The 13823-nt window shown below is 57.8% G+C and carries 11 protein-coding genes; 5 read left to right on the top strand and 6 right to left on the bottom strand.

Going from position 1 to position 13823, the window contains the following annotated elements; all coding sequences use genetic code 11:
* Nucleotides 1-225: 225 nt before the first annotated feature.
* Complete coding sequence (locus tag CXQ88_RS20790; RefSeq protein WP_104046063.1) at nt 226-519, bottom strand: hypothetical protein; 294 nt, start codon at nt 517-519, stop codon at nt 226-228.
* 78 nt (nt 520-597) lie between these two features.
* Here CXQ88_RS20790 and CXQ88_RS20795 point away from each other — a divergent pair, with 78 nt between their 5' ends.
* A complete protein-coding gene (locus tag CXQ88_RS20795; RefSeq protein ID WP_181037638.1) occupies nt 598-1284 on the top strand; it encodes a TetR/AcrR family transcriptional regulator in 687 nt (228 codons plus the stop codon).
* 54 nt (nt 1285-1338) lie between these two features.
* Here CXQ88_RS20795 and CXQ88_RS20800 read toward each other — a convergent pair whose 3' ends face one another.
* Nucleotides 1339-3378, bottom strand: coding sequence for a KAP family P-loop NTPase fold protein (locus tag CXQ88_RS20800; RefSeq protein WP_104046065.1), 2040 nt, complete (start codon nt 3376-3378; stop codon nt 1339-1341).
* Between the two features lie 274 nt (nt 3379-3652).
* Between CXQ88_RS20800 and CXQ88_RS20805 the strand changes: the two genes are divergently transcribed.
* The 3 genes from CXQ88_RS20805 (at nt 3653) to CXQ88_RS20815 (ending at nt 7000) form a co-directional block, all read left to right on the top strand.
* Nucleotides 3653-4252, top strand: coding sequence for a recombinase family protein (locus CXQ88_RS20805; protein WP_104046066.1), 600 nt, complete (start codon nt 3653-3655; stop codon nt 4250-4252).
* Between the two features lie 302 nt (nt 4253-4554).
* The gene (locus CXQ88_RS20810) at nt 4555-5529 is read left to right on the top strand and encodes a DUF4365 domain-containing protein (RefSeq protein WP_104046067.1); all 975 of its coding nucleotides are present in this window, start codon (nt 4555-4557) and stop codon (nt 5527-5529) included.
* 22 nt (nt 5530-5551) lie between these two features.
* Nucleotides 5552-7000, top strand: a complete 1449-nt coding sequence (locus tag CXQ88_RS20815; protein WP_104046068.1) for a hypothetical protein — start codon at nt 5552-5554, stop codon at nt 6998-7000.
* Between the two features lie 830 nt (nt 7001-7830).
* On the opposite strand, the gene CXQ88_RS20820 is transcribed toward CXQ88_RS20815, so the two are convergent.
* From CXQ88_RS20820 to CXQ88_RS20835, 4 genes are all read right to left on the bottom strand, one after another.
* Nucleotides 7831-8676: a carbohydrate ABC transporter permease gene (locus CXQ88_RS20820; protein ID WP_104046069.1), complete on the bottom strand. Its 846-nt coding sequence runs from the start codon at nt 8674-8676 to the stop codon at nt 7831-7833.
* A 2-nt stretch (nt 8677-8678) separates the two neighbouring features.
* The gene (locus CXQ88_RS20825) at nt 8679-9680 is read right to left on the bottom strand and encodes a carbohydrate ABC transporter permease (RefSeq protein WP_219816368.1); all 1002 of its coding nucleotides are present in this window, start codon (nt 9678-9680) and stop codon (nt 8679-8681) included.
* A 77-nt stretch (nt 9681-9757) separates the two neighbouring features.
* Entirely contained in the window at nt 9758-10870 is a 1113-nt protein-coding gene (locus tag CXQ88_RS20830) for an ABC transporter substrate-binding protein (RefSeq protein ID WP_181037640.1), read from the bottom strand.
* Between the two features lie 609 nt (nt 10871-11479).
* Entirely contained in the window at nt 11480-12760 is a 1281-nt protein-coding gene (locus tag CXQ88_RS20835; RefSeq protein WP_104046072.1) for an ROK family transcriptional regulator, read from the bottom strand.
* Between the two features lie 116 nt (nt 12761-12876).
* On the opposite strand from CXQ88_RS20835, the gene CXQ88_RS20840 reads away from it, so the two are divergent.
* On the top strand, nt 12877-13823 hold a 947-nt coding region (locus CXQ88_RS20840), incomplete at its 3' end, for an SIS domain-containing protein (protein WP_104046073.1).

The following is a 13823-nucleotide window of genomic DNA, read 5'->3' on the forward strand; positions in this document are numbered from 1 at the left end:
CTCTGGCGCTCTGACACTCCCCCAAAGCCGACACCGTTCCCTGATGGCGGAACGTATGTAAAGCTGTTCGTTCTAAGCCCCTCTTGATGGGCTAGGTTTTGGGACACCGCTGAAGTAGATGTGCGCGGCCTCAATGCCAATGCGCGAGCGTCCTCTCGAAGCACGGGTGCCGCTGGCGTTCAGGTGCAGGATAGATTGCCTGGAGCAAAGGTTTCTGCGGGTTGGTCAGTACTCCCGGGCCTCGACCATCTCCAGGATGTGCGTTTTGGCCTCGCCGATCTTGGCCGGAGACTTCTCCGGGGACGGCCACACTTTGGTGCGCAGCGTGTCGAGGAATGCGCCGGCTTCGGCAACCGAGTCGAAGTCAATATCCAACATCACCTCATGGTCCTGCTCCGCAGGGCGGAAGATCCGGTAGCCCCGCGCTCCGGAGCGCTCACGTCCGGCGGCGTCTTTCTCGAAGGCGCTCCTCCACAGCTCATAGTCACGAACCTGAAGCTCGATTCGTAGAGTTGCCATTGACCATAATCCTTCCCATACAGTCGCCGGATATTGAATACCCGCACCATGTATTCATTACGTTGGTATTCTACTCGTATGGGAACAACGGTCAAGAGCCGCAGGTACGAATCACCCCGCCGCCGGGCGCAGGCCGAGGCAACCCGCAAGTCAATCCTCGAAGCTGCCCAGCGGCTCTTTGAGCGCCAGGGCTACCCCGCAACATCAATGCCCTCCATCGCCGAAGAAGCAGACGTAGCGCTGAAGACGATCTACGTCTACTTCGACACCAAGGCAGCACTGGTGCACACGCTGTGGGACGCCCGCCTCGGCGGCGAAGAAGCAAAGCTGCCCGTTCTGGAACGGGACTGGTACCAGGGCGTGGTCAAGGAACCCGACCCGGAACGGAAGCTTCGTCTGGTCGCCGCGCAGGCACGCCGTGTCAAGACCCGGTCCGGAACGTTACTGGAAATGATCCGAACCGCCGCGTCAGCCGACCCCGAAATCGCCGACCTCTGGGCAGGCATCCAAGCGAAACTCCTCGACGTGCAGCGCGCCATCATCGAGGAACTCCATGCCAGCGGATCCCTCGCCCCATCCCTTAACATCTCTCGGGCAACTGACATCCTCTGGACACTCAACCATCCCAACGTGTGGCAACTCCTGGTCCCGAACCGCGGCTGGACCGACGAAGAGTACGAGCGATGGCTGGGGGACGCCTTCTGCTTACAACTCCTGGGCTCCCCCACCGGGCCCCATGATGAGACAAGCTCCGCCGACCCCTAGAGTCTTCCGGCCGATAGCCGGCGTTATGTCAAGCTAGTCCGAGTCTTGGGTCTGCTACCGCTTCAGCGCCAGGATGCTTCGTGTGGCGAAATCGCGCCTTTGCACCTCAGATAAGTCTCTATCGCTCAAGTCCGACAGGGCGTAATCGGGAACATCACCAGGAGGAGAAAGCTCCGCCAGCAGGGAATCAGTCACAGCCCCTCCAGCGGCAAATTGAAACTCTTGTTCTCTAAAGACAACGTCGTAGGTGACATCAGCTCCGACCCATTCGTTGAATGACACATACCCCGTGGCAGCATCTATGAGCGTTCTGCCGTCAACTATGCGCTCCGACAGGAAGCCTCCATGGTTTTCAAGTTCGACAATCCAAACACAGAAGGAAGTCATCAGGATAAGTTCTGGCCTCGCTAGGGTTGTCGCTAGTGGCTCCTTGCGCACTTCCGCGACCCAGTGCCGCGCGACATCGGAGAACAGGCTTTGGATCTGCGCCTGACCGCGACCGCCGGATCGCTTGATGGAATACGCGCTTGCGATGAGGAATTGGTACCCAAAGCGCGCGATCGCTTTCTCCGCAGGCAAGAGGTCCGTCTCCAGTGCGAGAAGTATCTCCTTCGTAAGCCAGCGCTCGGCCGCTGAGAGGCGGAATGGGTGCATTTTGGCTATTGGCCTTAGCTCCGAGCAGATCTCCTCCACGTAGTCGAGGATGACGGCTGACGTTGCCAGGGCGGAGCTGCGCAGATTGCCTGCGACCTCAAGCGCGAGTGCTGACCGTTCCTCGTCCTGCCCGAGGATGATGGTTCTCAAAACTGCAATGTCCTGACTGCTGGCGAGTCCGTTAGCAAGTTCATTCAATGCCTTCTGGGTTTTTCGCTCGCTCACATCGTCTTCTGCAAGTCCTACCTGGAAATAGCGGTCAAAGTACCGCGCCTTCTGCATTCGTCCTTGTCGGCCTGCCAGTGCACCCATAACGCCCATCGGTTCGAATAGGTAACGGACTGCATCCTGGACCGGCGTGGCGTGTCCGCGCGCCACTAAGGAGCTGATCCGTTTCATCCTCTGTAGTTGCGCTTCAGCAGATTCACCTTCTCGCCACGAGAGGTAATAGTCAGCATTCAAGCGGATGTCGTCCCATACCTGGTGGTGGGCGATGCGCAGCCAGGTCAGCGCAGTGAAATCGAACGCGTCAACCTCTGCCGCAGCTACCAGCCCCGAAAGACTATGCATCTGCTCACGCAGGCGCTCTGCTGCCCGTGGAGTTTCCAGCCCGGAGGCAAGAATTTTAACCAGCTCCTCGCGATGCTCTGCGTGTAGGCCACCGCTAGTTTCGTCGGATGGGCTGACAGAGTCGAGAATCTGCCGGCTCCACCGCCGACGTACGACCATGGGTGTTGGCGGAACCTCGAAGGGGTACTGGACGATCTTCTCCATGAACTCAGAGCTTTCGCCATTTGGGCCCACCGAAGTGAGAACAGATTCAATCGTGGCTTGGTCATAGGCCATGAGGTAGTGCACATTGGCGAATCGCCCGAGAAGCCGCACTACGCGTAGCAGTGAGCGCAGTTCATGGCCGTCGAGTCGGTCGACATCGTCCACGATTACAAGTACACGATGGTGCAGCTCAGCGATCTCATCACTGAGCTTGCCGAACTCTGAATGCCACGCCGGCCTCTTTGTCAGTTCAGCGATGGCTTCTGTGGTGACGGAGGAGATTGCGTCGCCTACTACCGGGATCATCTTCAGCATGGGCGTACCGAACCGCGAGTATGTAGCGAGTCTCTCTTTCACTGACGGCGATTTGGGGAATGCCTCCGCGAGAGCTGAGACGAATTCCGTAGTGATAGATCCGACGTCGGCAACGGACCACGGACTGAACCAGACGCTCTTCCAATCATCCAGCTGCTCCACTATTTCTGTCAGTAGCGTCGTCTTGCCGCTCCCCCATGGACCTACTAGACCGAAAACAGTCGAGCCCTGGCCATCGATGCAAGAGTCAATGCGCGAGGCCACCGCACGAGCAAATTCAGTGCGACCGGCAATGTTGGTTTTTGGAAGCGAGTCATCAGTCCACGGCGGGGATGTTGATCTGTCAGTCATTCCACACAGTCAACCATCGAGTGCCCGGGTTGCCTTCAAAGCCGGGTGCCGCGTCCATTCCCAGACAGTTGGGTAAGAGTCCCGATAACGGACGTAGAGGCTGACCATGCGTATCTCATTTGATAAATCAATTCGCCCCGACGGTTGTTCACCTACTGATGCCGAAACTCACAAGACTCACCGAAGCTCACCGCCGCGCTCCGGGACAGTACTCTTGACGCCTCTGCCAGATGCCCGGACACTCAATTCCACGCATCAAGGGTTGGAGGTGGCCATGGTTGGTCAGCGGATCGGCTACGTGCGGGTCAGCACACTCGACCAGAACGAGAAACGACAACTCGATAGCCAAGTTCTCGATCGGGTCTTCACGGACAAAGCCTCCGGCAGGGACACGGCACGGCCGCAACTAACAGAACTGCTTCTGTTCGCCCGCGACGGCGACACGGTCGTTGTGCACAGTATGGACCGCCTGGCCCGAAACTTAGACGACCTGCGCGCACTCGTTCAGGGACTCACCCGGCGCGGGGTACGCGTCGAGTTCATTAAAGAGCAGCTCGTCTTCACCGGAGAGGACTCCCCCATGGCCAACCTCATGCTCTCGGTCATGGGCGCCTTTGCCGAATTCGAACGCTCCCTGATCAGGGAACGCCAGCGGGAAGGTATTGCTCTGGCCCAGCAGCGCGGCGCCTACAAGGGACGCAAGAAGACTCTGACACCGGAACGGGCTGCCGAGCTGGTCCAACGCGCGGGTGACGGAATCCCAAAAGTCGTCCTCGCCCGCGATTACGGAATAAGCCGAGAAACGGTCTACCAGTACATCCGCCTCGCCAACGGAGTGCATCCAAAGCCCATTCCTCCTACACAGCTCCTTTAGCTGAACTACTCACCAACAAAACGTCGGTTATCGCGTTTTGTCACTCGAGGGAGAGTGGCCAAAACGGCCCTTTTACCTGCCGACCAGGGTTCGGTCGGCTGACGGCGTCCGGGTCGGTGTCGATGCTGTAGAGGGTGTCGAAGGTGCCTGTAATCTGGGATCGACAACCGCAAGAACGCTCGCATACGTGAATTCCGCATGGTGCTGGACAAGGTAATGGCCGCGTTGAATGTGGAAAACTTCCGCAGCACGCCCTGCTCTACGGGATTTAGAGCCGCGAATATTTGGGATAAGAGAGTGAATTGACGAAATTTCAAGATGAAAATCAGCTGAAGGGCCGTTTTGGGGAGCTGGTCGCGGCTTTTGCGTTTCCTCCGGAATGGGTGGTTCGTCCTATTCAGTATGACTATGGGCTGGACTTGGAAGTAGAGGTATTCCATGCTATCTCTGCAGAAGATGGGCGGCGGAAGTATCAAACATGGGGAGAGCACTTTTATCTCCAGGTGAAGACAACCGACAATTTGAGCTTCAGTAAGTACTGTACAAGTCACAAAGAAACCGATGTCCTGAAGTTCTCAATTGAAACGTCAGAGCTCAAACTAGTTGAGGCTATGGGCGCCAGCGTGCCCGTTATCCTTTTTGTTGTTGACCGGACTGAGATGAAGATATTTTACGTTTGCCTCAATGACTACACTTCCAAAACGTTGACGCCTAGCAACCCAACTTGGCGCGAGCAAAAGAATGTAACTGTCTACATCCCCGTGCGCAATCAGATCAGGGTAACGGATGATGAGTTCAATCCGGCTTCACACTGGGGATACTTTGCAAGGACTGCGCAGAGAAGCAAAATTTACAGTGCTGCAAACCTCGCTCATCACTACTCAATGGAGCTAGGATATGCACGGGATAAAGTCAGGGTTGTGGAATCGGATCCGACTGCCTTCGAAGCCCTTGCCTCTCAATTTTTGGAGCAGGCACATCGATATGCATGCGAGATTTCTGAACTAGATATCTGGCGTAGAACAGACTATGAATGGTGCGCGATCCAAAGCTTTAGGGAAGGGCTCCAGACTTTGCACGACCGAATCTCACGGCTGAAAAGCCAACTTGCTACCTTACCTAGCACTGGGGAGGATTTTGAAGAAGCAGCCTTTCATTTCCAGGGCCGGTTGGACTTCATGTATGGAATCTTCACGTCGCTTTCGCTTATCGGCAGGCAGTACGAACAGATAGCGAGGCTTGAGCGCCTTCCCGGTGATGATCCCTTTAGTATCTGAAGACTACTGATAGGAGGGCGGCTTGCGCGACGCAGTTTATGTGCAGCAGGTCCGAAGATACGCGCCTTCGAAGCTTGTTCCGCTTGTGGCCCATTTGGGATCGACATTCAAAGCCGGCGAGACGAGGATCACGATCGACCGTACGACGGTAACTCCCTGGGCGCTTGCTGACATAGCCCGTGTCAGCCTTGTCCATGGGAACGAACATCGTAATTCGCCGATTGGGCTGCCTGAACTATTGGAGTGCGTGGAGTCTTACAACGAGTTGGACGACCCGGACTTGGCCGCACAGAAACCTGGTGCGCCGGCCAATCTTTTCCTGAGACTGGCCAGTGAGCAGCTGGTCTACAACCTACCCCCGATGGCCACCATTGCACGCTCTGTCGCAATGCTGACGCAAACCACTCCGTCGAACACGCCTAGGGTAATGCGTGCGGGTTGGTCGGAGGACCTGCTGGGAGGTTCTGTAGCTGACTACGTCGGAACAGGATTCTTGCTATACACGGCTTGCGGTCCCAATTCTGGCTTGTTCGACCTCTCGTGGTTGGACGATGAGAATGCCTTAGGCCTTGACCAGTACATGCCGCTTGGAACCATACGCGGAATCGTGCGAACCCAATTTATGGCAACCTCAGAAGAATTCAAGCGGCAGAATGCGTTTCAGTACCATCCGGGCCCCTATCGGCGTTTTTCTTATAACCCACTTTTGAACGCCCCAGCAATTTCAGAGGTTGCCGAACGCCTCCTTATCCCGGTAGCCCCCATGATCATCAGGAAAGTTAGCCCACAAGGTATCTATTATGCGGGAGTGGGTAGGTGGGGAAACAGTTTCGCTGAGGACATGGGCGATCTCTTTGAGCAGTACGTTGGGCGACAGCTCACTTTGATACCAAATGCAGTTGTTTATCCAGAAATCACCTATGGGTCCGATGGAAAAAAGACCATTGATTGGTTCGTGATTCTGGACAGTGTAGTTCTTCTGGTCGAGGTCAAGTCCGTAAGGCCTACAGATCCCGTTCGGATGGCGACTGATCGGTCGAGCAGGGAAATGAGTCGGATGCTGGGGAAAGCATTCCACCAGCTCAACACCACGAGTCGGCTGCTCGACCGGGGTCAGCCGGAGCTTGTCGACATTCCAACCTCGCTCCCCCGCGTTGGTCTAGTGATAACCATGGAAGACTTCCACGTCGTAAACTCACCCTTCATCCGCCCTTTCTACCGAACGGACGTGGGAATTCCAGCACTCGTTGTCAGCATCACGGAACTTGAATGGGCGGTCACTCTGCGGCGGCCACTCGACTCATTCCTACTTGACCTCGTGCACGATCCTGATTCCCAGGGGTGGTCTGTTCGCTCAAAGTTCGGATCTGAGGAAGTCAAACCTAATTCGGTCATTGAACAAGCTTGGAACGCACATCCCTTCAGCGACATTCAATCGAGACGGATGAGCAGTCCCCTAGAAGGAGCCTGATCGAACACCGCGAGCCCTGAGCGTACCTGGCGCATGGGTACTGACGCCCGTCTCGCTGGTTCCCGCGCCCGGCTCCTTGTCGTACTCAGGCCGGCCGTTGGCGAACAGCCCCTCCCCCAACATCATTAAAACTTCCCCCAGAAATATTGCGTTGTTGCGACGGTCCGGACTGCGCCCCAGCGTCTGATGGCCGGTACCGCATTGCTTGGGCCGCCCGCCTGTTTGGAGTGACCATACACACGATCCAAAACGTCGGACGTGAAGACGACTTCTTACAACCCGGCCGCGGCACATGGTCAGCCGATACCAACGCCGGTCCATTCGTCAGGAATTGGCTGAGCTCGTCACGCGGGCTGGCCAGCAGCCCTCCTGCAGTTCAGGCTGACATGCCACGGGCAACTGATCGTTGCATATCGACGCAACTCGTTAGAGATCCCCCGCTTACAGCTTTACAGAATCATAATTATCGGATTAGAGAAATGGCAGGGGGAGGCCCGAAGAGGCCCTCCCTGACCTCTCCACGAGTGGTCTGTCAGCTGGCGCTGGGACGGACTGGGGCTTCTCCGCCGGGGCTGAAGATGGTCTCGAATCCTGTCGGTAATCCTGGCCTCAACTGTGATGGTAAGAACGCAGACCGTAGCTCCTAACGCTTGATGCCTTGCGTCTGGTCCTCGACAGGGGTGCAGCGCTTGAGAGCGGTTGCGGCGGCGGGGTGTATCCGCGAAGCACGCCAACGGCGCCAGCTCTTGCGAGAGTGGCGCCGTTGTACTTTGGATCACTGACGGTCCAGAGTTCATGCTTCTCCGGACTTCAGAGGAGCCGGACGTAAGCTAGCCCTTGACCCCGGACATTGCCACTCCCTTGATGACATGCCGTTGGAAGAGGATGTAGACGAGCAGCGGCGGGATCATGGCGATGAGCATGGCGGCGAAACGTACTCGGGGGTCTACGTAGAAGTTCGGGTTGAACATGTTGGCGATCGCAACGCTGAGCGCCTGCACTTCCTGGCCCGTCACCAGCGAGGGCCACAGGAACGCTCCCCAGACGCTGAGGGCCAGCAGAACTGTGGCTGTGATTAGACCGTTCCGCAGCATGGGGACGACGATGAGGAAGAAGATACGGAAGTGTCCGGCCCCGTCGACCTGTGCCGCTTCAATGAATGATCGCGGCAGGTCTTCCATGAATTGCATGAGGATGAAGACCGAAAGCGGTGACACCATGAGAGGCAGCGCAACACCAAGGTATGAGTCGGCCAGTCCCATGTTGAACACCTGCCTGTACAGGGGCACAACGTACAGGACGAGTGGAAGCATCATCGAGCCCATGAGGATGGCGAACAGGAACTTTTTCCCTGGGAATTCAAAGAAGGTGAATTCGTAGGCAGCGAGGGAGCTGGTGAGGGCCATTCCTGCGATCGCGATCAGTGTGAAGATCAGCGTATCCCGCAGGGTGGTGCCCAGATTGAGTGCTGTGAACGCTTCGACTACCTTGGACCACCCGTTCGTGAAGTCGTCGGGTACGAGCGCTGTGCTCATGTTTGTTGAATCTGCGGAGAACGTTGCGCTGAAGATCATCCACAGCGGGTAGAGGCTGGCCAGCAGCCAGATGAACGCGAGTACGGCCATCAGGATGATGCCTGTACGCGATCTCTTCTTTCCAGCAATACGTGATCGCATAATTACACCTTCTTCCGGCGCAGCTTGAACATTATGAAGGTCACCGCGATGATGATCACCATCAGGATCACGCCTTCGGCGGCGGCCCGGCCAAGGGCAGCTTCGCCACCTATCCGGACGTTACGGACCATCTCCATGACGGGGAACAGCATGACCTGGTTGGGGCCACCGACTGAGTTGGGATCTGAACCGCTGGTGAGGATTTGTGGGATGTCGTACACCTGCAGGGCGCTGATGAGTGAGTAGGTGATGACGAAGAAGATGATGGGTTCCATCATCGGGATGGTGATACGCATCATTTTCTGGAACACGTTGGCCCCGTCCAGGTCAGCAGCCTCGTAGAGGTCCTCCGAGATCTCCTGCATGCCGGTGCTGAAGATGACGAAGTTGAATCCGACTGAGTGCCAGATGTCGATGAAGATGATGAGTGCGATGGCCCAGCCGGCTGTGTTGACCCAGTTGACGTCCACTCCTATTCCCAGCTTGGCGAGGCTCGAGGCGACGAGCCCGTTGTCCGAGTCCATCAACCACAACCAAATGCCCACGCAGAGGAACAAGGGAATCGCGGTGGGGACGAAGAACCCGCTGCGCAGAAACGACTGGAACCGCCGGGGCAGGTTGTGCACGATGAGTGCCAACCCCAGGGAGACGCCAAGACCAATGGCGACGGTGATGGGTACGTATACGGACAGGTTCAGGAGCGACTTTAGGAATCGGGTTGACCCGAGTCCTTCACCGCTCAAAATGTAGAGGTAGTTTTCAAGTCCCACGAAATGAAGGGTGCTCCGGCTTGAGACGGACCAGTCGGTGAAGCTCATGGCCAAGCCGTAGACCATGGGTGCCCCCACGAAGACGATGAGCAGGACGAAGAACGGAGCGAGGCCAATGTAGATCGGCAGGCTCCGGACAAGGCGGGTTTTTAGTGGGAGACGACGAGTAGGTGCCGGCGCGTTGCGACTCCTTTGGGAGGCCCGACCTGTGATCGGTTTTAGGTCCGTACTCACGGGAGTACCTTTCTTTTCTTGCGGTCGTGGTACCTGTGCCCAGAGAGAGTTACCTCTGGGCACAGGTCCTGTTGTGGTTACTCGCCGGCCTCGGCATAAAGGCTGTTAATTCCGTTGACGAATTCCTCCGCGGTCTGCTTGGGTGTGAGCGCACCTGCGCCCAGCTGTGCCACCGGGTCGGTCATTGCGGTGGGCCAGAATACGCCGGACTTCATGAAGTCCATCTGCGGCATGCCGCCTTTGAGACCCTCGGAGGACACTTTCGCCATCGCGGAGGAGCCGACCACTGCCGAATCGTCCATGACATCCTGACGCAGCGTCGGGCGACCGGTCTTGAGAGTCCATTCCTTCTGGACGTCGTAGGATCCGAGCTTCTTCATCAGCTCGGCAACCAGCTGGTTGCGGGCTTCATCCTTGCTCTCCACCCCGTAGAAGAAGTCCCAGCCCTGGAGTCCGCCCGTCCGGCCACCCTTCTCGTAAGGCGGCGTGAGGACGAAGTCGTACTCGACACCGCTCTGCTTAATGGCCGGTTCAGACCATGGGCCACCGATCATGTACCCGAGCTTGTTGGACTTGAACGCTTCCATGGTGCTGTCGGCCTTGTAGATCATCGACTGGTTACCGAACTTGTCGATTTCCTTGACGGTCTCGAAGGTGCGCTCCAGCTCTTCGGGCTTGATGGTCGTCTTCCCGTCCTTGACGCCCTCAGTGATCTTGTCGGCGTCGGCGGCCATGATTGCCCCCGGCCCGAAGTAGTCGTCCTTGGTCCAGGAGTGCGTAGCCGTTGCCCCTGATGCCTGCACCTTTGCAAGCTGATCGAGGAAGGCCTGCTGGGTAGGGGTACCTTCAGCAGGGTCTATGCCGGCGTTCTTGAGCACGGTGAGGTTGCGGTAGATGACAGGTGTGTAGCTGATGAACGGAACGGCCCACACACCGTCGTCCTGGGAGACGGTCTCCAATGCCTTCGGGTAGAAGCCCTTCGCGTAGTCCTCATCGAAGACCGGCTTGAGATCGAGAAGTCCGACAGCATCACGGTACTTTTTACCATCGCGGGCGCTGGCACTGAATGCGTCGGGAAGTCCCACCCCGGACATTAGTCCCGAAAGGAGGTCCGCGTCGTTCTTTGGTACCAAAGTGACCGAACCTACGTTGGCGTGTTCCTGCTTGAATTCGTCAACGACTTTGTTCATGACCGCACCAGCGTCACCCTGCGTGAAGTCTGAATATACCCAGAGAGTGAGATCTTGCTTCTTGTTTGGATCGGATGTCTCGCTAGAGCTGCATCCCGTGAGAAGTCCAGCTGCGACAGCTAACGCCGCCACCGCACCGAGTACTTTCTTCATCAAAGCTCCTTGTTTATTGAACAGCTGTTGCAGTTCATGGCTTTTGGGCTGACCGGAGGACATCTTCGTTGAAAGCGCTCGGTGTGAGGGCGATCACTGCCTGTCGGTGTTAGTTAACCAGATAACCTTACTAATGCGTTCGGCGTCAACCCTGTATGCCAAACGGAGGAGGATGGGCGACGCAATCGGTATGGGAATGGCGGTTGATTGTCCTTGCACCTGCTGACAAATCGCCCGCGGCTGAGGACGAGATGGCCCCGTTTTCGGGCACGTCGATCTGAAAGCGTCCTACTCGGGTAGGTTCGCATCACCCTTTAAGCAATTCACCCGCAGAGGCTCCGCCAGGGGGCGTGATGCTGTACGGGCCAGATGATGGGCTCCGCATGAGCATCCAGGGCGCGGCTGATTCTTTGCGGCCGCGGGAGAGGATTGTCGGTTGGTTCGCGTCCGACAAATTTAGACTGCGGTAAGTCCTCGCACGCTGCGTGACCCGTCCGCGCCAGTAACGGTGGCAGCAGGGTTCTGGGTGGCAAAAATGACGGTGGTCCGGTCGTCCAAGCGTCGCTTGTACCTGGATCCCAAGAGTCCGGAGAGGGCATGGTCAAGGGTGAGGGCGACTGCGCCTTCAACCGTTGCGTCCTCCCCCAATGAACCGGCGGTCACCTGCACCTCGGGCTTAACGCTTTCAACCATTGCCCGGACACCTTCGAGGAGGTGCGGATTCTGTCCGACCCCGCCGCCCAGGAGGATCAGCGCTGGATCGAGCACCGCCGCAAGGGAGAGCGCCAGTTGCCCGATGTCGCGGGAATGTTGGTCAAGGGCTTCAACCGCCATGGGAACGCCCGCACCGGCGTAGTCAAAGAGCTCGGCAACCGTAGTGGGCGCAGGGCCCTGCCGGATGTCCCACGTCGAGGTCCATCGGTCTAGGAACTGATTTGCACCGAGATAGTCCTCAAGTGCGAAACGGTCGTGGTTCTCGGGTTTCGCAGGCCAGCCCGTGGGAAGGGACGAGACTTCTCCCGCTCCCCCTCGCGCCCCGCGAACAACCCGCCGGTCCGCGACAATACCCGAGCCTATTCCAACGCCTACTTGAAGGAAGACGAAGTCATTGACATCCTGCGCGCTCCCAAGCTCCATTTCGGCGAGGGCTGCGCAGTTCACGTTGTTCTCAAGCAGCACCGGGACGCCCTCATCCAGTTCGAGGGCTGCAAGGATGTCAGCCAGCGCCGGCCTGCCGACTGTCCGGCTGGACGATTCGTCGTTGAGGTATTGCGAAATGACCCGTGGCACAGCGACGCCCACCGCGCGTAAGGGGCCGGCTACTGGAGCTAACTCGTCAATCATCCGGGCGACCAGGGTACTGATGAGGTCCAGGATTTGTTCATTGCGGCTGCCGGGACCGCTAAGGCTCTCACTAACGCTCTTCAGTTCACGGCCATCCAAGCCTCGGGAAAGTACTTTGACGCGGGTGGACCCGATGTCGAGGCCCATAAGCCATCCCGCGGATGCGGCAATTGCGTAGACGGTGGCAGAGCGACCAAGCGAACCTTGCCGGGCGCGGACGGGGGCTATCAGTCCAGCATTTTCCAGCGCGCTGACCGCGAGGCTCACGGTCGGTTTGGATACGTCTAAGGAAGCACTGATATCGGGACGCGTGCACTCCCCCTTCGCGTAGACGACCGAAAGCACACTGCGTTCGGTCTCGGTGAGCTCAATCTTGATGGGAGAAGTGGCCATCAGACCTCCTAGGTTCCTTTATTAACTTACCTTCCAAATTACTCTCCAGGGTTGACCGGCACGCATTAGTAAGGTTATCTGGTTAACTAATGCTCGCACTGAAGAAGGAAGATCTCATGACGACCACCCGACCATGGCTACAGTTTGACGAGGGCATCGCGGCGCAGTCTGCCGGGCTCACCGAGTCCGTGCAGAAAGTCCGCGAGTGGCTGGCCACAGGCGCAGCCGAACCCGCCAAGGGAAAAAGCCTCCTGTTCGCTGGGATCGGGGCAAGTTACGCAGCCGCCGCAACCCCTGTCTACTTCCTGCGCGAAGCAGGTATTGCCGCCTTCCGCTCATCCTGCGCTGACGTCCCCGACGAGGGCACTTCCCTTGCAGAGGTATACGTAGGAATCTCGCAGGGAGGCCGCAGCAGGGAAACCATTCAGGCCCTGCTGACCGTGCCGCGGGAACGCCGCATGGTTGTCGTCAACAACTCGGATTCACCCCTTGCCAGCGAAGCAGGGGTCGTCCTCAGTGTTGGTGACCTGCAGGACAGCCGTATGTCCTCCATCGGATTTACGGCCACCGTCGCGGCCCTCGGCCTGCTGGCCGAATGGATGACGACCGGAACAACGAACGATGGATGGGACAACATCGGGCCACTGACCGAAAAGGTCATGGCTGAAAACGATGAAGTCCTTCGGCTCTTTGCCGCCGAAATCGCTGAGCGCGGAACCGTCGATGTCGTCGCCGCAGCACCGAACCTGACATCCGCAGAACAAGGAGCCCTGCTGTTCCGTGAGGGACCCTTCGTTCCCTCGATGGCCATGGACACCAGGTCCTACCTGCACGGTCCCATGGACTGCGCCGGACCCTCTACTGCTCATGTGCTGTTCGGCCGCCAAAGAGAAGGCCTGCTCGCTGACCAGCTCGCGGAAAAGAACGTCCCGATCCTTCTGATCACCGACGAGGACGTGACAGCCTCCGCGACAATCATCCGCATTCCCCAGCTCACCGCCGTGCAACGCTCCGTCCTAGAGGTGGCCCTGATGCAGCGCCTCGTCCAGTACACCGCCGACGC

It is taken from the genome of Arthrobacter sp. ZGTC412 (assembly GCF_002929215.1).
GTDB lineage: Bacteria > Actinomycetota > Actinomycetes > Actinomycetales > Micrococcaceae > Arthrobacter.